Genomic DNA, 19,333 nt, shown 5'->3' with positions numbered 1-19,333 from the left:
AAAGACCTTGCAGGATGAAAAGTAGTCTATTCAAAAGTATACTTTTCAGTTAGAAAATCATTTTTCTGGTTATGACAAAAAATAAAATTTTCAAAACCTCCAAACAATTTCAAAACCTCATCTTTCTCTACTTTTGTCACCTTATTTGAAATAAAAGCCTGATAGGATGAATACTTATAATCCTCGAATTTTAAACCTAAATGATGCTTTGGATTCAAGTGAACATATAGTATCAATTGCTTCAAATACTTTTCATCATTCGGCTTTATCCTTTTGAAATGTTTTTCAAAAAGACTTCCAGTTCGATCAATTTCTTTATTAAAAGCTTTTACATAGGAATTCAAAAAATTAGAAAAAGCTTGTGTTACAATTTGTTCTTCTTCATTTAATCGAATAACTAAATGAAAATGATTATCCATCAAACAGTATCCAAATATTGAAATTTTATCATATAAATATTTTGATAGTTGTTTTAAAAAAAAGCTTTTGTTTTCATCATTTTCAAAAATTAAACAACCATTTATCCCTCTGTTATAAATATGATAATAACTGTCTTTCTCTAAAACTTCTAATTTCATATTAAAGCCTTTATCTATTGAAAAATTGTCCTCCTGCAAGGTTTTTTTCCAAACCTTGTAGGTATTACTTTTAAGCAGAATAACACTAATTCATAACTTTTCAACATTAAAAATATAAATTTAGGCTAATGTTTTCAAAACATACCTACAAGGTTAAAAAAAACCTTGCAGGAGATCATGCAATACCTACTTTTTTCGATACTCCTTCACCGCATCTACAAACGCTTTTGCGTGATCCACAGGAATATTGGGTAAAATTCCGTGACCTAAATTGGCGATGTATTTGTCTTTTCCAAATTCGTCAATCATTTCATGTACCATTTTCTTGATAACAGGAATTGGAGAAAACAATCTTGATGGATCGAAATTACCTTGCAATGTGATGTTTCCACCAGACAAATAACGGGCATTTCTAGGTGTACAAGTCCAATCTACTCCAAGAGCTGAAGCTTTGCTTTTTCCCATTTCGCCCAAAGCGAACCAACATCCTTTTCCAAAAACAATTACTGGTGTAACCTCAGCCAAAGCTTCTATGATTTGGTTGATGTATTTCCATGAAAATTCTTGATAATCTACGGGAGAAAGCATTCCGCCCCAAGAATCAAAAATCTGAACTGCATCTACGCCCGATTTTACTTTTTCTTTTAAGTATAAAATGGTAGTGTCTGTAATTTTTTGTAATAAAGTATGCGCAGCTATTGGGTTAGAGAAACAAAATCCTTTAGCAGTATCAAAACTTTTCGATCCTTTTCCTTCCACAGCATAACAGAAAATAGTCCAAGGTGAACCTGCGAAACCAATTAATGGCACTTCATCATTCAACATTTCTTTGGTTAATTTTACTGCGTCAAAAACGTAGCCTAAAGTTTCATTTACATCAGGAACATACACTTGGTTTACTTGTTCCATGGTGCGAATTGGATTCGGGATAATGGGACCTAAATTGTCTTTCAATTCCACGTGAATTCCCATAGCTCTAGGGACAACCAAAATATCCGAGAATAAAATCGCCGCATCGGGTGCAATTCTGCGAATGGGCTGCACAGTAATTTCAGCCGCTAATTCTGGAGTTTCACAACGGGTAAAAAAATCATATTTGTTACGCAAAGCGATGAATTCCGGCAAATATCTTCCAGCTTGACGCATCATCCAAACCGGCGGACGTTCTACTGTTTCTCCTTTTAATGCTTTTAAAAATAGGTCGTTCTTTATCATTTTTCTTAGCTGTTAGCTATTAGTTGTTAAAATTGTTTTATTGTTGCCAAAAGCAAAATGCTAAAAGCTAATTTGTTTTATTTAAATTCTTCGATTACATCTTCAACCACATTTTCAACAGAGGGTTGATCTGCAACGATAATATTTTTAGTAGTGGTTTCTAATGCACTTGCAGTGGTTTCTCCAATGCAAAAGCAAAGTTCATTTTTTATTTTGTTTTCCTTCAAATAACTTTCTATTGCTGAAGGACTAAAAAACAGAATCCCATCAACTGCGGTTTTTACTTTTTGTGGCGTCAAAGTAGTTTCATAAACCTGTATTTCATTGAACTTTATTTTGGCTTCTTTCAGAGCTTTAGGCAAAGTTTCTTTTCGCAAATTGCCACTAAAAAAAGTATAACTTTCATTGGCATAAATCAAAGTTATAATTTCGGCCAAATCAGAAGCGTAATCTACATAAACTATTACATTAAATCCATTTTCTTCTAAGAATGCCTTGGTTTTAATACCCACACAAAACACATTTTTAGATTTTAATTCTTCGCATTTTGGATGCAATAAAACACTTTGTGCTGCATTTTGACTTGAAAAAATCAAATTTTCATTGACTTCTTTTAAATCAAAATCCGAGTTTTCGGTTTTGATAAAATCGATTTCAATTAGATTGAAATTGGCGTCTAATAAAGCTTGCTTTTGATGACTCAAAAGTATTTTTGTTGATAGAATGTTTATTGGATTATTCATTTATTTTTTCATCGTTTCTTTTATTGTTTTCATCAACTCAGCTCCGCCATTATTCAAAATTTCTTCAGCAGAATTATAGCCTAGTTTTTTCCATTCTGAAATAGCAACAACTTTGTCGACTTCTAATTTTTGTTTTCCGTCCAGTGAAAATAAAACCCCCTGAAAATGTAAGGTGTCATCGTCTTCATTATAACGTACCAATGCACCAATAGGAGCAGTACACCCACCTTCTAAAGTTTTCAAAAATTGGCGTTCGATGTAGGTTGCGATTTCGGTTTCAATATGATTTAATTCTCTTACTGCATCAAGTGTATAATTGTCATTTCCCATGGCAACAACAAGCATTGCCCCTTGAGCGGGCGCGGGAATCATCCAATCGAGTGCAATATGATTTTCGGGATATAGATTAATGCGTTCTAGTCCTGCAGCAGCAAATACAGCTCCATTCCAATCGTTATCGGCTAATTTTCGCATGCGTAAATTTACATTTCCTCGTAAATCTACTACCTTATGATTGGGATATTTATTAAGCCATTGCGCTTGACGACGCAAACTTCCTGTTGCAATTGTCCCCTCTCCCTTCAAGAAATCGAGATTGCCTTTATAAGCCAGAACATCGACCGTATTGGCTCTTTCAAGAACCGCTCCTTGCACAATACCAATGGGTAATGCCGTTGGCACATCTTTCATAGAATGTACAGCAATATCAACATCGCCATTAAGCATGGCAATATCTAAAGTTTTGGTAAAAATTCCTGTGATTCCGAGTTCGTAAAGGGGTTTGTCGAGAACAATATCGCCTTGTGATTTAACAGCGACAATTTCAGTTTTATAACCTAAATCATTTAACTTTTTTTGGACGGTGTGGGCTTGCCAAAGTGCTAATTCGCTATCGCGTGTACCTATTCGTATAACTTTTTGAGCCATTTTTTATTATTTTCAAACCAATAAAACATTATGGTTCATTTTGTTTTAGGATAAATTAACGCCGTATTTTTCTACTATAACAGAAATTTCTTTTTGTGGTGTAGAAAGTCCAATTTGAAACACTTTTTCGATAAATTCAATACTTTCATCTACTGAAGTGTCTTCGTCTTTAAGGTGGCTGGCGAAATGATTGGTGATTTTTTGGATAATTCTTGAGCTGATGATATCGGCTTGTTCTTCGTCAAAATTGGGTAATTTTTTGCGTTGTAAGTTCAACTCACTCGCTACAATATCGTTCAATTTTGCTTTCAAGGCGTGAATTGTTGGCGCAAATTTTCGACCATTCATCCAAGTATTTAAATCTAATTTCATATCCTCGATAATCGCTTCGGCTGCTGGAATGTGTTGCTTTCTTCTTTCGAGAGTATCATCGGTCATTTGTGACAAATAATCCACGTGGATTAAGGTTACTCCTGGAATCTGTTGCACATCTGCATTTACATTTTTCGGGATAGATAAATCCAAAATCAAAAGTGGTTTCTTTAAATTCAAAAGTGCTTTATCGATAGTTGGATTTTTAGCCCCAGTTGCAACGACCAAAACATCGGCTTTTTGTAATTCTAGATGAATATCAGAATAATCTTTTACAATTAAATTTAGTTTTCCAGCCAAGATTTCGGCCGTACTTTTAGTTCTATTTATAAGAGTAATGTGTTTGTTTTTAGTGTGTTTTACTAAATTTTCACAAGTATTTTTTCCAATCTCGCCTGTTCCAAAAAGTAAAATGTTTTTGTTTCCAATATTCTCTACATTTCGAATGATATATTGAACGGCTGCAAAAGAAACAGAAGTTGCTCCAGAACTGATTTCAGTTTCGTTTTTTATTCTTTTGCTGGTTTGAATCACCATATTAATTAATCGGTCTAAATAAGTATTGATCAATCCCAAGGAACGTGATTCCTCGAAACTGTTTTTTATCTGACCAATGATTTCAAAATCACCTAAGATCTGACTGTCTAAACCTGTTCCTACTCGAAAAAGATGATCCGTCGCTTCTTGATTTTTATATACAAATCCAACTTTCTGGAATTCTTCTGCAGTTCCATTGCTATTCTCGCAAATTAATTTGATAAGTTGAAAAGGGTGATCTGCATAACCGTAAATTTCAGTTCTGTTACAAGTTGAAGTAACTACTAAACTTTCAATGCCTTCATCTTTGGCTTGAAGTAATACATTTGTCTTTCCACCACCATCTAAACTGAATTTTCCTCTTACCTCAGCATCTGCTTTACGGTAACTTAAGCCTATGGCATAGAAAGTTTTATGTTTGGTTATGCTTGTGTTTTTCATAAATAATCTTTTCCCAATTGGGACTGACAAAGTTATTACTAAGGACTTTATAAAAACAACGCTAAAAGTTCTTTTTGTAACGCTGAATGATTTTTAGTCGATAAATCTATCTTTTATAGTAAAAAACATTATTTTTGTACTGAAATCAAGTGTTTTAAAAAACATATTTAAACTGATTCTAAATAAAATTCTGATTTTAATAAACTGTTTTAATAAAAAATATCGCAATGAGTTCTCAGGATATAATAACAATAGAAGACGATTTTACTCTACTTCGATTACAAAATGACAGCGAAGAAGTGTATTGCACACAACGCGAAGTTAAAAAGGGATTGATTCAATTTCATTTTGGATTAAAAGGAAAAGCAAAATTCCTTTTCAATCAAGGGAATTATACCTTAGACTTGAAAGAAGAGAAATCCTTATTACTGTACAATCCACAGATAGAATTACCTATTAATCTTGAATTGGCTCCAAATTCCTGGGTTATTTCGGTTATCATTTCTATTAAAAAATTTCATAATTTATTTTCTTCCGAAGCCAATTATATCACTTTTTTAAGTGACGACAACAAGGACAAAAAGTATTATAAGGAAGGGGATATCAGCCCTTCGATGGCTATTGTTTTGAGTCAATTGTTTCATTATAATTTGCATCCATCCATAAAAAACTTGTATTACAAAGGTAAAGGTTATGAATTATTGAGTTTGTATTTCAATCGTACCGAAGACCCAAATGCGGAACAATGTCCGTTTTTAATTGATGAAGAAAATGTATTTAAAATTAAAAAGGCTAAGGAAATTATATTGGCTAATATGGCCGAACCGCCAGGACTACAAGAATTAGCCGACGAAGTGGGACTGACTTTGAAGAAACTAAAAATGGGTTTCAAACAAATATATGGTGATACTGTTTATGGATTTCTCTTTGATTATAAAATGGATTCCGCTCGAAAATTATTAGACAGTGGTTCTTATAATGTAAATGAAGTGGGATTAAAAATTGGATACAGCACCGGAAGTCATTTTATAGCCGCTTTCAAAAAGAAATTTGGAACAACTCCAAAGAAATATTTGATGTCCATCAATCCAAATAAATAAATTTACAAACCCTAATGGGGTTTTTCCATAAAAAACAAAAAAAATGAAAGGTGTATTATTAGTTAACCTTGGTTCGCCGGAAAGTCCAACAGCAAAAGATGTAAAACCGTATTTAGACGAATTTTTGATGGATAAATACGTAATCGATGTTCCGTTTTTGTTGCGGGCATTGCTAGTTCGTGGCATCATTCTTCAAACTAGACCAAAAAAATCGGCAGCGGCTTACGCCAAAATTTGGTGGGACGAAGGTTCTCCGCTTGTCGTGATTTCCAAAAGAATGCACGAAAAAGTCAAAAAATTGGTTGACATTCCGGTTGCATTGGCTATGCGTTACGGAAATCCTTCTCTTTTATCGGGATTACAGGAATTACACGATAAAGGCGTAACCGAAGTAATGCTTTTCCCGTTGTATCCGCAACACGCAATGGCATCGACAACAACCATTTTAGAATTGGCTGAAGAGCATAGAAAAAAGTATTTTCCAGAAATGAAATTTACGATTGTTCCTGCTTTTTATAATAAGCCCGACTATTTGAAAAACCTTGCCGATTCTATTCAATCCCATTTGGAAGGTTTTGAATACGATCATTTATTGTTCTCCTATCACGGAATCCCTGAGCGACACATTCGCAAAACGGACATTACCAAATCGCACTGCAAAATAGACGGTTCTTGTTGCAACACGCCCTCTCCAGCGCACGAATTTTGCTACCGTCATCAATGTTACGAAACTACGAAACAAGTGGTAAAACTATTAGGAATTCCCGAAGGAAAATACAGCCAAACTTTTCAATCTCGATTGGCTGGAGACAAATGGCTTACGCCTTACACTGATGTTGAAGTGAATAAAATGCCCGAGAAAGGCATCAAGAATTTGGCAGTGGTTACGCCTGCTTTTGTTTCGGATTGCTTGGAAACATTAGAAGAAATTGCAATGGAAGCCAACCATCAATTCAAGGAACACGGAGGCGAAGAATTTTTTGCTGTTCCTTGTTTAAATGATAGTGACGAATGGTGTGAAACGGTTGCAAATTGGATCGATGATTGGGCAAATTAAAATTTTTTGATAATGTTCTTTTAAGTAATCGGATAGATTTGACAACTTTTAAAAAGTTGTCAAATCTTTAAACAAAAAATAAATGGAATTCTACAACTACCTCAAATCTCTTCATCTCATCTTTGTGATTACTTGGTTCGCCGGACTTTTTTATATCGTTCGTTTGTTTGTTTACCAAATAGAAGCTAACGATATGCCATCGCCAGATAAAGAAATTTTGCAGAAACAATACAAAATAATGACCTATCGTTTGTGGTATATCATCACTTGGCCAAGCGCTGTTTTAGCGAGTCTTTTTGCATTTTGGATGTTGTTTTTTACTGACTTGGGTAAAGCTTGGTTACAAATGCCTTGGATGCACGTGAAACTTGGCTTTGTTTTTGTGTTGTATTTGTACCATTATAAATGCCATAAAATATTCAAGGAATTGCAAAACAACCAAGTAAAATACACTACCAATTTTATGCGTTTGTGGAACGAAGGTGCTACAATTATTCTTTTTGCAGTTGTATTTCTAGTCATTCTGAAAAATGCTGTTAACTGGATTTATGGAGTGATTGGAATCCTCTTATTTTCGGTTTTAATAATGTTGGGATTCAAATTTTATAAACGAATTAGAGAAAGAAAGTAATTAGTGACAAGTGATTTGTAATTAGCTAATCACTTGTTACTAATTACTAGTTACCAATCACTAAACACTATGCTTAAAGACTTCAAGTTATCGATGCTTTCCTTACGTGTCAGGATTTTCCTTTCGATGATTGTATTGATTATTGTTGCCTCTGTATTATTGGCTTCCATTTCTATTTTTCAATTCAAAAATGAGGCCAAACAATACCATCAAGAACGTTTAGAACACAAGGAAGATGCCATAAAAGAAAACATTATTTATGTGCTATCGAACACCACTTATCCTCTTACTCCAAAGAATCTTTCTCTAATCTTTAAAGATAAAATTCACGAATTATCCGATATACACAATCTGGAAATCAATATTTACAGTCTAGAAGGGAAGTTATTAAAATCATCCAAATCAAGGTTTTCAATTGATTCTGTTGCGCCTCCAATTCCAAAATACATCATTAAACTCGTTCAATCTTCTATCGAAAAAAGATATGTTGACATCAAAACAATTGACGGCCAAAAAAATCGTTCTTCTTATAGTTTAATTAAAGATGACAAGTTCAAGCCATTAGGAATTTTGAACTTACCTTATGTAGAAGACGATAGTTATTATCAAACGGAACTGCAAAACTTCTTGATTCGATTGGCTCAAGTATACACATTTATGCTTTTGGTAGCATTTGGTGTTGCCTATCTTCTATCGTCCTATATTACAAAATCTTTAAAGACCATATCAGACAAATTGAGTGAAACCAGTTTGAGTCAAAAAAACGAAAAAATTGTCCTCGAAGCTAGTAGTAAAGAAATCAATTTATTGATAAATGCTTATAATTCGATGGTCGATGAATTGGAAGAAAGCGCCCTGAAATTAGCGCAAAGCGAAAGAGAAGAAGCCTGGCAAGAAATGGCAAAACAGGTGGCGCATGAAATCAAAAATCCGCTTACACCAATGCGACTCACAGTGCAGAGTTTTCAAAGAAAATTTGATGCGAATGACCCCAATCTGAAGCAAAAAATAAATGATTATTCCGAGACTTTAATACAACAAATTGATACTATGAGTTCCGTAGCTTCGGCATTTTCTAATTTTGCTTCGATGCCTGCACAGCAAAATGAAACCCTGAATGTGGTTGATGTTGTCGAATTGACGATGGATATTTTTAATGAGGAATACGTCCATTTTAAAGCAGAAGAAGAAGAAATCATTTCAAAAATTGATAGGACCCAACTCATTCGTATTATCACTAATTTGGTCAAAAACGCCATTCAATCCATTCCATGTCAACAGGAAGAAAAAGCAATTTTAGTTACCATAAAAAGAGATGAAAACAATGTGTTAATCACGGTTTCAGATAATGGAATTGGAATTGTAACTGAAAATTTTAATAGAATATTTGAACCTAAATTTACAACAAAATCCAGCGGAATGGGATTAGGTCTTGGAATTATTAGAAACATTATCGAAAATTATAAAGGAACCATTACATTGGAATCCAAAAAAGGAATTGGAACTACATTTACTGTTTCGCTTCCTATAATCAATCAATAAAATATAAAAATTATGGCACTCGAAAACATTATTTTAGACCAGGAAAATGGCATTGCAACCATATTTATCAATCGTCCATCCAAATTAAATGCTTTAAACAAAGCCACAATACAGGAATTAAATGAAACCTTACAACAAATAAATGCTAATCCTGAAATCAAAGTAATTATTATAACCGGAAATGGAGAAAAAGCTTTTGTAGCTGGCGCCGATATTGCCGAATTTGCTCACTTTTCGGAATTGGAAGGAGCAACATTGGCCGCAAAAGGACAGGAAATCTTATTTGATTTTATCGAAAACATGAAAACACCAGTTATTGCAGCTATTAATGGTTTTGCACTTGGTGGAGGATTGGAATTGGCTATGGCATGCCACATTAGAATCGCATCTGATAATGCCAAAATGGGTTTGCCAGAAACTTCACTTGGACTAATCCCTGGTTATGGTGGAACCCAACGTTTGCCTCAATTGGTGGGTAAAGGACGTGCTATGGAAATGATTTTAACTGCCGGAATGATTGATGCCGAAACTGCAAAAATGTATGGATTAGTCAATCATGTGGTACCACAAGCCGATTTATATGACGCGTATATGATGCTTGCTACTCGTATTATGAAAAATTCTCCTGCGGCCATTTCTAAAGCGATTGAATCCGTAAATGCAAATTTTGTTACTGGTGTCAATGGATTTAAAGTAGAAATAAAAGCATTTGGAGAATGTTTTGCCACCGAAGATTTCAAGGAAGGAACAACGGCTTTTTTAGAGAAAAGGAAAGCGGAGTTTAAAGGGAAATAAAATTAGTATTCAGTGTTCAGTAGCAGTTGGCAGTTTAAAAAATTGTAATTTTGAAAACTCATTTCTGAAAAAAAATTCATCAAAAAATACCTTATGTCTTACCAAGCCGAATTTGATCTCTTTTGGGAAAAAGTAAAAGAAAGCCTCACGAATTATAACTACGCCAAACTAACTTTGGCAAAAACCATTGGCGATACCGAATTGAAAAATATTTATGTTCGCCCTGTTTTGAATGAGGGTGTTTTCAGTTTATCTGTTACAGCACGTTACAAAACCGAAGAAATAGAAAGCTTCCACACTATCGACGAAACTTATATGATTTTGCTTTCGTATATGAATAAGCCGTTTTTAACTGCGCTTCTATTCACAACAGAAAATGATATTACCTTTAAACTCAACAAAAAAAGAGTGGGAACGATCATAACACAATCCCCGACTTTTAAAAATGCTTCGGATGTCATTTTGGAAATGAAGGAAAAGGGGCTCTAAAAAAGTGATCAGTGATCAGTCTTTAGTGGTCAGTTGTTGGAATAAATAAAAGTGGTCAGTCTAAATTCTAAAAATCTGCAAACTGAATTCTGAACACTGATCACTGCCAACTGAACACTACAATTCCCCGTCCCATTCTGCATAAAACTGGGATAAAAAGCTAATCATAAATTGATGTCTTTTTTGGGCGATTTGTATACCTGTTTTGGTATTCATTTTATCTTTTAAGAGCAACAATTTTTCATAAAAATGATTGAGCGTTGGTGCTTCACTATTTTTATATTCCTCTTTAGTCAAATTAAGATTGGGTGCAATATTTGGGTTATATAAAGTTCGATTTTTAAACCCTCCATAATTAAAGGTTCTTGCTATGCCAATGGCGCCAATGGCATCTAAACGGTCTGCATCTTGCACGATATCCAATTCTATAGAGGAGAATTTCGTTTCTGTTTTTCCGCCCTTAAAAGACACGTTTTCTATGATATTAATGATATGCTGAATAGTATCGGCATCCACTTTTTCGCTTTCAAGATATTCTCTGGCCGTTTTTGGACCAATAGTTTCATCCCCATCATGAAACTTACTATCCGCAATATCATGAAGTAGAGCGCCTAATTTTACCACATTTATATCACAAACTTCATTATTAGCAATAGAAACGGCATTTTTAAACACTCTTTCTATATGAAACCAGTCGTGACCGCCTTCGGCATTTTCTAGTTTTCCTTTAACAAAAAGGATGGTCTTATTTATTATATCTTGATGGATCATATTCAAGTGTTTTTTATAAAAAAAAGCTGATTTTTAAAGTGTGAACTTAAAAATCAGCAGTATATGTTTTAAATTTCAATGGTATTGGCAATTTCAATTTCAATGGCAATTGCAATGGCAATGACAATATCAATGGCAATGGCAATGACAATATCAATGGCAATGGCAATGGCAATGACAAAAATCAATAAATTATTAATCTGAAATCAACTTTCCGTTCCAACCAAACTGAGATCTGAAATCTATATTCTACAATCTAGCTGGTTCTACCCATTTAAATTGAAATGACTCTTGAGGAATCACTATTCGCTCTGAGATTCGTGCCATTCTAGCTGGTAATTTCATCAAGTAATCCCGTGCTTTTTCGGCTTCATCGGTCAATCCACCAATTTTGTCGATTTCCCATTTCACAATTAATTTTTGCATAATGTCAACATAATCATTGGCAGTATACACTCCGATTCGTTGTGCTGAATCTGAAAAATGTTCAAAAGCAGAACTGATTTTTTGTCCTGATTCTCTCAAGAAATGCGCTGGCATAACTATTTTTGCCTTCATCATGTATTGAAAAGCAAGCATCATTTCGCTTGGGTCAATTTTGAAAATCTGATTTACAAACTCGCTGTACGCCATGTGATGACGCATTTCGTCACCTGCAATCATTTTACACATTTTGGCTAATTTGGTATCGCCATAACTTTTTGCCAACTGAGACACTCTATTGTGAGAAACATAGGTGGCTAATTCTTGAAAGCTGGTGTAAACAAAGTTTTTATACGGATCTCTTCCTGTTCCAATATCAAAGCCATCACTGATTAAATGTTGGGTTGTCATTTCGATTTCGCGCATATTAACACGACCTGACATATACAAATATTTATTTAATAAATCTCCGTGACGGTTTTCTTCTCCAGTCCATTGACGCACCCATTGAGCCCATCCGTTTCTTTCTAGATTATCTACTCCTTCTACTTCCATCAACCAGTTTTCATATGTAGGCAAGGCTTCTTCTGTAATCATATCTCCTACCATTGCAACCCAAAAGTCATAAGGTAAATCTTTTGAAATTTCTCTCAATTCTTTTACTTCTTCCAAGAAATTATCTCCTTCGGAATTTGGTAAAAAATCAGATGGCTGCCAAATTTTTTCCACAGGAATTAAATATTGGTCAACGTAACTGCTAACGTTTTTTTCTAAAAGTTGCATTACTTCTAATCGAATGTTTTTTATAGACATTTTTAATTTAGATTTTTGGTTTAGAATCTAGGATTTCTCCCAAACTTATTAAATTTTATTTATACTTTACAATTTTATTCCTTGAATGATTGCATTTTCCGTTTTCAACATCAAATCATCAAAAGAATAATCCTTTACTACAATGGCTTCGTGAATGGTAAAAGTGATGTGATTTCCCAAGCCATAAGGAAACATCCCGAATCTAAAGAACTTCCAAGAGTTATTAATGGTTATTGGAACCACATAAGCTGATGGAGCATATTTACATAATATTTTTAAACCACTTTGTGCGAATTCTTTTGGTTTCCCAGTTTTACTTCGCGTTCCTTCCGGAAATATAACCGCTGATCTTTTTGTTTTTTCTATATATTCTGATAATCCTTTGATTATTGGAATCGCTTGTTTGGGTTCTTTCCTGTTGATAAGAACGGAACCTCCATGTCTTAAATTGTAAGAAACACTTGGAACTCCTTTTCCTAATTCGATTTTACTTACAAATTTTGGATGAAATTTACGCAAAAACCAAATCATCCCAATAATATCATACATTCCTTGATGATTCGCCACAAAAATAATTGGTACCCCTTTAGGAATACTTTCTCGATTTTCAATTTTATAATTTGTGCCTAAAATATGCCCAATTCTTAATAAGGCGAGGTTCAGGTAATCTACACTTTTTTTATGGGCCTGATACCCAAAAACATTGAAACAAATCCATTGAATAGGATGAAAAATTACTAAGGTCAAAAGGAATATAACTACAGCAATAAAGGATATTGGATACGATATAATTTTTTGCATTTTATAATTTTTTTGCAAAAATATGAAATATATTTTTGTTGGAGGCTATTTACAAAAATCTCGATATTATTAGCATTTCCTATACCCGCGGATTCCACATAACAATGTACTAAAAATAAAGCATAAAACCAAATAATTACTATTTTATTCCTCTTACAATAGCACTTTCCGTTTTTTGTATTATTTCATCAAAAGAATAATCACTTACTGTCAATGGATTATGAACCGTAAATAAAAGATGGTGCCCTAAACTCAATGGAAGCGAACCATATTGAACAATTTTCCATGAATTATTAATACTTATCGGGACCACATAAGCGGATGGGGCATATTTGCATAAAATTTTGAGACCACTTTGGGCAAATTCTTTGGGCTCCCCTGTTTTACTTCGTGTTCCTTCGGGAAAAATAATTGCCGATCTTTTGTTGCTTTCTATGTATTCAGCCAATGCCTTTATCTGAGGAATTGCTTGTTTGGGGTTTTTGCGGTCAATTTGCACACATTTGCTATTGCGAATATAATAAGAAACGCTGGGGATCCCTTTTCCCAATTCTTTTTTGGTTACAAACGCACAATGAAATCGACGCAAATACCAATTGAGACCAACAGTATCATATAAACTTTGATGATTGGATACAAATATAATTGGGACATTTTTCGGTATTAATTCCTTATTTTCAAACGTATATCTAACACCTAAAATATGACAACATTGTAAAGATAAAAGCGTCACAAAATCAAAAGTGTTTTTAAGCCCTTTGTATCCAAATATTTTGAAACAAATCCACTGAATTGGTTGAAAAATAGACAAAACAACTAAAAAGAAAAAATAATAAATCAGCGATATTATGTATAGTAAAACTCTTTTCATCCCTTTTAATTTTGGCACAAAAATAACAAATAAATTTAAAGCGCGATTTTAATGCATAGAATTATGGACTTTGGCGTTTAATTGTACCTTTGTCACCTAAAATATTTTGAAATTTTTAAACTTAAAATGAACTTCACTTATCCAAAAAACGAAAAGCTAAAAAGTAAAATTACTATTGATTCACTTTTTTCAAAAGGCAAATCCGTATCCAAATATCCTTTGAGGCTGGTTTACGTGGAAAGTAATTATGGTATTCCCGAAGGTTCATCACAAAAATTGAAAATGGGCGTTTCTGTGTCTAAAAAATATTTTAAGAAAGCAGTTGATCGTAATTATTTCAAACGCGTGCTTCGTGAAACCTATCGTTTGAACAAACATTTACTTATTGACCACCTTGACAAACCCTATGCGTTTATGTTTTTTTATCAAACTAAAGATCGATTGACTTACGAGGAAATCAATACCAAAACCATTCAGTTGTTTGAGAAGTTTATCCTTCAGATAAAAAAAGTAGAATAAATTATTTGTTTTTTATCAAACGTTGTAATTGATTTTTAATTCCTAATTTAGTAATCTGAAAATAAATTGACTCCAATTATGAATTCCTATTTCAAAAAAAAATTCATCATTCCTATAATAGCTTCGGTGTTTTTATTTGTTGGTGTTAGTTTCAAAGATGATTTTTTTGAAATCGCCAAGCAAATAGAAATATTCACTACTTTATTTAAGGAATTGAATAAAAACTATGTCGATGAAACGAATCCCGGTGATTTAATGGACAAAGCAATAAAAGGAATGCTAGCCAGTTTGGATCCTTATACGGTTTACTTTAACGAACAAGATGTTGTTAAATTCAAAATAAACAACACTGGAGAATATACCGGAATTGGTGCGTTGATAACCCGAAAAGAGGCTAAATTAATAATTCGTGAGCCTTATAAAAATTTTCCCGCTGACAAGGCTGGTCTTAAGGCTGGGGACGAAATTTTTCAAATAGGTGATGTGCTATTATCTGATTTTAAAGATGATGCTACTCAACTTTTTAGAGGGGCAAAAAACACCAAAGTGGATGTTAAATACATTCGACAAGGCAAAACACTCAGTACACAAGTTATTCTTGATGAAGTTGCCATCAAATCTGTGCCGTTTTATGGAAAAATAGATGATAAAACAGGATACATAGTTTTGTCTCATTTCAATCAAAAAGCATCACTTGAAACCAAAGAAGCTGTTGAACAATTAAAAAGAGAAGGTGCTGAACGAATTGTGCTAGATTTAAGAGGTAATCCAGGAGGTTTGCTGAATGAAGCGGTGAATATTTGTAATTTATTTGTTCCAAAAAACGAAATAATTGTAACCACAAAGTCAAAAATTGAAAAGCATAACACTACTTATAAAACCTCTAGAGAACCATTAGATACTGAAATACCTCTTGTCATTCTTGTTAACGGAAAAAGCGCATCGGCATCTGAAATTGTGTCTGGAGCTTTGCAAGATTTAGATCGTGCCGTGGTTATAGGCAGCCGGAGTTTTGGAAAAGGATTGGTACAACGACCTGTAGAATTGACTTATGGAACCCAACTAAAAGTAACCATTTCACGATATTACACGCCATCTGGAAGATGTATTCAAGCCTTAGATTATGCCCATAAAGATAAAAATGGAATTGCTATTAGAACTGAAGCTGCAAATTATAATGCATTCAAAACCAGAAAAGGAAGAAATGTTTATGATGGTGGCGGCATTCAACCGGACATTGAACTCGAAGAAACTAAATGGAGCCCTATTACTGATGCCTTAGTGAAAAATGACGGAATTTTTAATTATGCAACGCGCTATTATTATAAAAATCCAAATTTGGGCAACCAAATACCCACATTTACCAATGGTGATTTCAAAGATTTCAAAGATTTTTTAAAGGCTGAAAAATTCTCCTTCGACACTGAAACAGAATTGGCTTTAAAAAACACTTTGGCTACAGCCAAAAAAGAAAAAATTGATGAAAACATTAGTAAGGAATACCAACAATTACTATTGGCGCTTCAAAATACCGAGAACAATTTATTGGATAAAAATCAGAAAGAAATTCAAAATTTAATCCTTGACGAAATCATAAAACGGTATCAATATCAAGAAGGATTGTATCAATATTACTTACAAAATAACTCCGAAATCCAGAAAGCGACAAGTGTTTTGAATAATAGTATTGAATACAAAAAGATTTTAAAAATGTGATTTGCCGCTTGTTTACTATAGCATCCTTTTTCTTCCTATTCGGACTTTTTGCTCAAGTAAACACTGTGCAAACTGTTTATTTTGAATTTGATAAATATTCTTTAAAGGATAGCCAAATAAAAGCACTTATCAGTCTTGTCAACTCAATTCAATTGTCGCAATTTGAAGCCATTCAACTTTATGGCTATTGTGATGATAGAGGAAGCGATTATTACAATGATAAATTATCGATAAACAGAGTTGCTACTGTTCAAAAAATACTTTTATCAAATGGGATTACACAAAATAAAATTTTTATTTGTGACGGTCGAGGACGTGTAATTATTGACAAAGACACTGTGAAAAATTTAGAAAAAACACGGGACAAAAACAGACGTGTCGAACTCATATTTATTAAAAACACTACTTATACCACATTTCCTGTAAATCCAAAAGTAGGCGATCTTATTGTTTTAAACCAAATTACTTTTGATATGGGTTCTAGTATTCTTTCCTTTAAGGCAAAAAAAGAACTCGATAAAATTTTTGAAATTTTAAAAAACCACAAAACGCTTCGATTTGAAATTAAAGGCCATGTTTGCTGTACTTCAAACAAGTTTACGGATGCTATTGATGAGGAAACTCAAAATAGAAATTTATCTGTAAATAGAGCTAAAAATGTGTTTAATTACTTTCGTTCAAAAGGGATAAGCCCTTATAGAATGACTTATAAGGGATATGGAAATCGTTTTCCTTTAGGCAAAGGAGATGAGTTTGACAGAAGAGTCGAATTCATGATAACTAAATTATAATTATTCTTTTTTCATTTCAATATGCGGAATATCATCTTCTAAATACATTTCGCTGGATTGAACAAATCCATGACTTTCATAGAATTTTTTCAAATACAATTGCGCTCCAATCGTAATTTGGATTTCGCCAAAGTGATCCTTAATGCCCGATATCGCTTTACGCATTAATTCATGACCCAATTTTTTATCTCGATAATTGGTAGCGACAACCACTCGTCCTATTGAAGAATTATCAAAAGAAATTCCTGGTCTAAAAAGTCTGGAATACGCCACAATTTTACCATCATATTCACCAAAAAGATGGAGTGCTACTTTATCTTTACCGTCAATATCTTGATAAACACAATTTTGTTCTACTACAAAAATCGCACTTCTTAATCTCAGAATGTCATAAAGCTCATTCACTGATAGTTCCTCGAAAGGCTTTATAAGCCATTTTATTTCCATTCTGCGGGGTTTTTATTTTAAAATGACAACAGACTTAATAATCGACTCCAATTCGTGCATAAGGTCTCTTTCTTCTTTTGATGGAGAATAACAAAATCCTTCTAAGACCAAAATCCTATTGTGTTCTTTGTCTAAAATAGTGTAATTAACAAAAGGTCCAGACATAAAGTCATTTTTCAGCTCCCAAGTTCCTTTAGTTTCAAAGGTTTCTTTATTATCTAATTTTATTTTAAAAAGATAAGGTGCATATCCTTCTTCTGTTATCATTTGGGTATCTGGTTCAGTTCCTCTTATATACAAATTCCCAATGGAGTCGCGCATTTTGACAATGTTCGCTATTAAATTATAATCTTTTTTAAGTGAATTTATAGGCACTTGATAGATCAATAAGCTGGTATTTCCGCTTATGATTTCCTTCTTGAGCCATATAAAATTAGTTTTTTTAAGAGCATAAATATACCCTGTTGGAATCCTTAAAGAAATATGAAAATCATCTTGGACTATTTTTGAATCAAAAAGGGATTGATTTATGATTCTTTGATTTTCCTTAATTTCTGTTTCTTTTATGAGTTGAATTATCTTTTTGTTGTTTTTTTCAAAAATTAGCAAGATGTCATCAATTGTTTTTCCAGTGATATGAAACACATTTTGAGGAGTGGCATATTGATTTTTTTTGATAACAAATTCGTTTTTGTCTTCTTTTTTTACAACGATAATTGTTCTGCTATCTGTCATAAAACCTTCTAGTAATTTTACTGGGTATTGATTAATCGTAAACAACGGCTCTTCTTGGGGTAACCCAATTACTGGAGATGCTAGCTTGTTTCTAATACTATCGCCTATCTCGCCATTCCACAACTGATCGTCTATTACAATCGAAATAGTATTGATTTTACCCGTTGCTTTCCTTGGCAAATTATCGACTTGCTTTTTACACGAAAAAATCAGGAAAGAAAGCAAAAAAAAGAAAATAAGTTTATTATACATTGATTCGGTTTGAAATAAAAGTGGCAATTCCCAAATAAAGATATAAAAAACACACTCCGTTTATAGAAAATGTGATGGAAGAATTATTTTTTACGAATATTGGTTATTTGAATATTCTTAAAATCAATTGGTGACCCTTCATAATTTAAAGAAATTTTTCCTTCCCTAGCACTTGTATCAGTACATTCATTTACAATTTTCCCGTTTAAATATTGAGTTATTTTCCCGTTGAAAGATCGAATTAAAATGGTGTTCCATTCACCAGAAGGATTTTCATTAGCCATAAATTTAAAAGAGTTTACGCTTTGACCACCCTCAATAAATTTTCCGTTTACAATTGCTGTTATACTGTCCAAAAAAATAAAATCGCCAGTGCTATCGTCTTTAATTTGAAATTGAATGCCTTTTGGCCAAATGTGATCTGGTGAATCCACTGGGATATTATACATAACACCACTGTTTTTTTTACCTTTTGCTTTAGCTACGTTTTCATCCATATTCCATTTGAACTCTAGACTAAGTTCAAAATTTTTATAGCTTTTATTGGTCATCAAATATCCATTGACATCGCCATACATTCTCACCATACCGTTCGAGAACTCATACCCTTTTGAAGGAGCTATTTTATCAGTGCTTTTTGTTGTAAAAGTATACCAATCATTCTCGGTAAGGCTTATTTGTTTAACAGCGCAGGAATTTAATAAAAAAAGTGTACTTAATGCGAATATTGATTTTTTGAACATTATGCTTGCTGATTAAATCCATAA

At 33.2% G+C, this 19,333-nt stretch carries 21 protein-coding genes; 9 read left to right on the top strand and 12 right to left on the bottom strand.

The genetic code is table 11. From position 1 onward, the window contains the following. Positions 1–26: 26 nt before the first annotated feature. The 5 genes from E0F76_RS02960 to hemA form a co-directional block, all read right to left on the bottom strand. Positions 27–578, bottom strand: a complete 552-nt coding sequence (locus E0F76_RS02960; protein ID WP_132001097.1) for a hypothetical protein — start codon at positions 576–578, stop codon at positions 27–29. 186 nt (positions 579–764) lie between these two features. Next, entirely contained in the window at positions 765–1,793 is a 1,029-nt protein-coding gene (gene hemE, locus E0F76_RS02955) for a uroporphyrinogen decarboxylase (protein WP_132001094.1), read from the bottom strand. A gap of 77 nt (positions 1,794–1,870) precedes the next feature. Beyond that, positions 1,871–2,536: a uroporphyrinogen-III synthase gene (locus E0F76_RS02950; protein ID WP_132001091.1), complete on the bottom strand. Its 666-nt coding sequence runs from the start codon at positions 2,534–2,536 to the stop codon at positions 1,871–1,873. After that, positions 2,537–3,463 (bottom strand): hydroxymethylbilane synthase, encoded by a 927-nt coding sequence (gene hemC / locus E0F76_RS02945; RefSeq protein ID WP_132001088.1) that lies wholly within the window; start codon positions 3,461–3,463, stop codon positions 2,537–2,539. It abuts the gene before it with no gap. A gap of 45 nt (positions 3,464–3,508) precedes the next feature. Continuing rightward, entirely contained in the window at positions 3,509–4,813 is a 1,305-nt protein-coding gene (gene hemA, locus E0F76_RS02940; RefSeq protein WP_132001085.1) for a glutamyl-tRNA reductase, read from the bottom strand. 227 nt (positions 4,814–5,040) lie between these two features. On the opposite strand from hemA, the gene E0F76_RS02935 reads away from it, so the two are divergent. From E0F76_RS02935 to E0F76_RS02910, 6 genes are all read left to right on the top strand, one after another. After that, complete coding sequence (locus E0F76_RS02935; protein ID WP_132001083.1) at positions 5,041–5,913, top strand: AraC family transcriptional regulator; 873 nt, start codon at positions 5,041–5,043, stop codon at positions 5,911–5,913. A gap of 43 nt (positions 5,914–5,956) precedes the next feature. Beyond that, positions 5,957–6,970, top strand: a complete 1,014-nt coding sequence (hemH, locus tag E0F76_RS02930) for a ferrochelatase (RefSeq protein ID WP_132001080.1) — start codon at positions 5,957–5,959, stop codon at positions 6,968–6,970. Positions 6,971–7,052: 82 nt separating this feature from the next. After that, on the top strand, positions 7,053–7,601 hold the full coding sequence (locus tag E0F76_RS02925) for a CopD family protein (RefSeq protein ID WP_132001077.1): 549 nt from the start codon (positions 7,053–7,055) through the stop codon (positions 7,599–7,601). 69 nt (positions 7,602–7,670) lie between these two features. Beyond that, positions 7,671–9,143: an ATP-binding protein gene (locus E0F76_RS02920; RefSeq protein WP_246021971.1), complete on the top strand. Its 1,473-nt coding sequence runs from the start codon at positions 7,671–7,673 to the stop codon at positions 9,141–9,143. A 12-nt stretch (positions 9,144–9,155) separates the two neighbouring features. Then, positions 9,156–9,938: an enoyl-CoA hydratase/isomerase family protein gene (locus E0F76_RS02915; protein ID WP_132001074.1), complete on the top strand. Its 783-nt coding sequence runs from the start codon at positions 9,156–9,158 to the stop codon at positions 9,936–9,938. A gap of 93 nt (positions 9,939–10,031) precedes the next feature. Beyond that, positions 10,032–10,427: a hypothetical protein gene (locus E0F76_RS02910; RefSeq protein ID WP_132001071.1), complete on the top strand. Its 396-nt coding sequence runs from the start codon at positions 10,032–10,034 to the stop codon at positions 10,425–10,427. Positions 10,428–10,544: 117 nt separating this feature from the next. Here E0F76_RS02910 and E0F76_RS02905 read toward each other — a convergent pair whose 3' ends face one another. From E0F76_RS02905 to E0F76_RS02890, 4 genes are all read right to left on the bottom strand, one after another. Then, a complete protein-coding gene (locus E0F76_RS02905) occupies positions 10,545–11,198 on the bottom strand; it encodes an HD domain-containing protein (RefSeq protein ID WP_132001068.1) in 654 nt (217 codons plus the stop codon). Between the two features lie 249 nt (positions 11,199–11,447). Further along, positions 11,448–12,434, bottom strand: coding sequence for an acyl-ACP desaturase (locus tag E0F76_RS02900; RefSeq protein ID WP_132001065.1), 987 nt, complete (start codon positions 12,432–12,434; stop codon positions 11,448–11,450). A gap of 66 nt (positions 12,435–12,500) precedes the next feature. Further along, positions 12,501–13,235 (bottom strand): lysophospholipid acyltransferase family protein, encoded by a 735-nt coding sequence (locus E0F76_RS02895; RefSeq protein WP_132001062.1) that lies wholly within the window; start codon positions 13,233–13,235, stop codon positions 12,501–12,503. Positions 13,236–13,374: 139 nt separating this feature from the next. Next, a complete protein-coding gene (locus E0F76_RS02890) occupies positions 13,375–14,106 on the bottom strand; it encodes a lysophospholipid acyltransferase family protein (protein ID WP_132001060.1) in 732 nt (243 codons plus the stop codon). A 126-nt stretch (positions 14,107–14,232) separates the two neighbouring features. On the opposite strand from E0F76_RS02890, the gene rnpA reads away from it, so the two are divergent. The 3 genes from rnpA to E0F76_RS02875 all read left to right on the top strand — a co-directional run bounded on the left by rnpA (position 14,233) and on the right by E0F76_RS02875 (position 17,132). Next, positions 14,233–14,625, top strand: coding sequence for a ribonuclease P protein component (gene rnpA, locus E0F76_RS02885; RefSeq protein WP_132001057.1), 393 nt, complete (start codon positions 14,233–14,235; stop codon positions 14,623–14,625). Positions 14,626–14,703: 78 nt separating this feature from the next. Next, on the top strand, positions 14,704–16,341 hold the full coding sequence (locus E0F76_RS02880; protein ID WP_132001054.1) for a S41 family peptidase: 1,638 nt from the start codon (positions 14,704–14,706) through the stop codon (positions 16,339–16,341). 8 nt (positions 16,342–16,349) lie between these two features. Then, positions 16,350–17,132 carry an OmpA family protein gene (locus E0F76_RS02875; protein WP_246021969.1) on the top strand — a complete coding sequence of 261 codons (783 nt, stop codon included), beginning with the start codon at positions 16,350–16,352 and terminating at the stop codon, positions 17,130–17,132. Here the strand turns inward: E0F76_RS02875 and E0F76_RS02870 are convergent, their stop codons facing one another. The 3 genes from E0F76_RS02870 to E0F76_RS02860 form a co-directional block, all read right to left on the bottom strand. Continuing rightward, positions 17,133–17,579, bottom strand: coding sequence for a GNAT family N-acetyltransferase (locus E0F76_RS02870; RefSeq protein WP_132001052.1), 447 nt, complete (start codon positions 17,577–17,579; stop codon positions 17,133–17,135). A 12-nt stretch (positions 17,580–17,591) separates the two neighbouring features. Next, complete coding sequence (locus E0F76_RS02865; RefSeq protein WP_132001050.1) at positions 17,592–18,566, bottom strand: DUF4837 family protein; 975 nt, start codon at positions 18,564–18,566, stop codon at positions 17,592–17,594. Positions 18,567–18,649: 83 nt separating this feature from the next. After that, the gene (locus tag E0F76_RS02860) at positions 18,650–19,309 is read right to left on the bottom strand and encodes a 3-keto-disaccharide hydrolase (RefSeq protein WP_132001048.1); all 660 of its coding nucleotides are present in this window, start codon (positions 19,307–19,309) and stop codon (positions 18,650–18,652) included. Between the last annotated feature and the right edge of the window lie 24 nt (positions 19,310–19,333).

This window comes from Flavobacterium cellulosilyticum (assembly GCF_004349355.1).
GTDB classification, from domain to species: Bacteria; Bacteroidota; Bacteroidia; order Flavobacteriales; family Flavobacteriaceae; genus Flavobacterium; species Flavobacterium cellulosilyticum.
This window is presented reverse-complemented; position numbering and strand designations above follow the sequence as displayed.

Coding starts and splice junctions, on each gene's coding strand:
- E0F76_RS02960 (WP_132001097.1), bottom strand. CDS start 578: ATGAAATTAGAAGTTTTAGAGAAAGACAGTTATTATCATATTTATAAC.
- hemE (WP_132001094.1), bottom strand. CDS start 1,793: ATGATAAAGAACGACCTATTTTTAAAAGCATTAAAAGGAGAAACAGTA.
- E0F76_RS02950 (WP_132001091.1), bottom strand. CDS start 2,536: ATGAATAATCCAATAAACATTCTATCAACAAAAATACTTTTGAGTCAT.
- hemC (WP_132001088.1), bottom strand. CDS start 3,463: ATGGCTCAAAAAGTTATACGAATAGGTACACGCGATAGCGAATTAGCA.
- hemA (WP_132001085.1), bottom strand. CDS start 4,813: ATGAAAAACACAAGCATAACCAAACATAAAACTTTCTATGCCATAGGC.
- E0F76_RS02935 (WP_132001083.1), top strand. CDS start 5,041: ATGAGTTCTCAGGATATAATAACAATAGAAGACGATTTTACTCTACTT.
- hemH (WP_132001080.1), top strand. CDS start 5,957: ATGAAAGGTGTATTATTAGTTAACCTTGGTTCGCCGGAAAGTCCAACA.
- E0F76_RS02925 (WP_132001077.1), top strand. CDS start 7,053: ATGGAATTCTACAACTACCTCAAATCTCTTCATCTCATCTTTGTGATT.
- E0F76_RS02920 (WP_246021971.1), top strand. CDS start 7,671: ATGCTTAAAGACTTCAAGTTATCGATGCTTTCCTTACGTGTCAGGATT.
- E0F76_RS02915 (WP_132001074.1), top strand. CDS start 9,156: ATGGCACTCGAAAACATTATTTTAGACCAGGAAAATGGCATTGCAACC.
- E0F76_RS02910 (WP_132001071.1), top strand. CDS start 10,032: ATGTCTTACCAAGCCGAATTTGATCTCTTTTGGGAAAAAGTAAAAGAA.
- E0F76_RS02905 (WP_132001068.1), bottom strand. CDS start 11,198: ATGATCCATCAAGATATAATAAATAAGACCATCCTTTTTGTTAAAGGA.
- E0F76_RS02900 (WP_132001065.1), bottom strand. CDS start 12,434: ATGTCTATAAAAAACATTCGATTAGAAGTAATGCAACTTTTAGAAAAA.
- E0F76_RS02895 (WP_132001062.1), bottom strand. CDS start 13,235: ATGCAAAAAATTATATCGTATCCAATATCCTTTATTGCTGTAGTTATA.
- E0F76_RS02890 (WP_132001060.1), bottom strand. CDS start 14,106: ATGAAAAGAGTTTTACTATACATAATATCGCTGATTTATTATTTTTTC.
- rnpA (WP_132001057.1), top strand. CDS start 14,233: ATGAACTTCACTTATCCAAAAAACGAAAAGCTAAAAAGTAAAATTACT.
- E0F76_RS02880 (WP_132001054.1), top strand. CDS start 14,704: ATGAATTCCTATTTCAAAAAAAAATTCATCATTCCTATAATAGCTTCG.
- E0F76_RS02870 (WP_132001052.1), bottom strand. CDS start 17,579: ATGGAAATAAAATGGCTTATAAAGCCTTTCGAGGAACTATCAGTGAAT.
- E0F76_RS02865 (WP_132001050.1), bottom strand. CDS start 18,566: ATGTATAATAAACTTATTTTCTTTTTTTTGCTTTCTTTCCTGATTTTT.
- E0F76_RS02860 (WP_132001048.1), bottom strand. CDS start 19,309: ATGTTCAAAAAATCAATATTCGCATTAAGTACACTTTTTTTATTAAAT.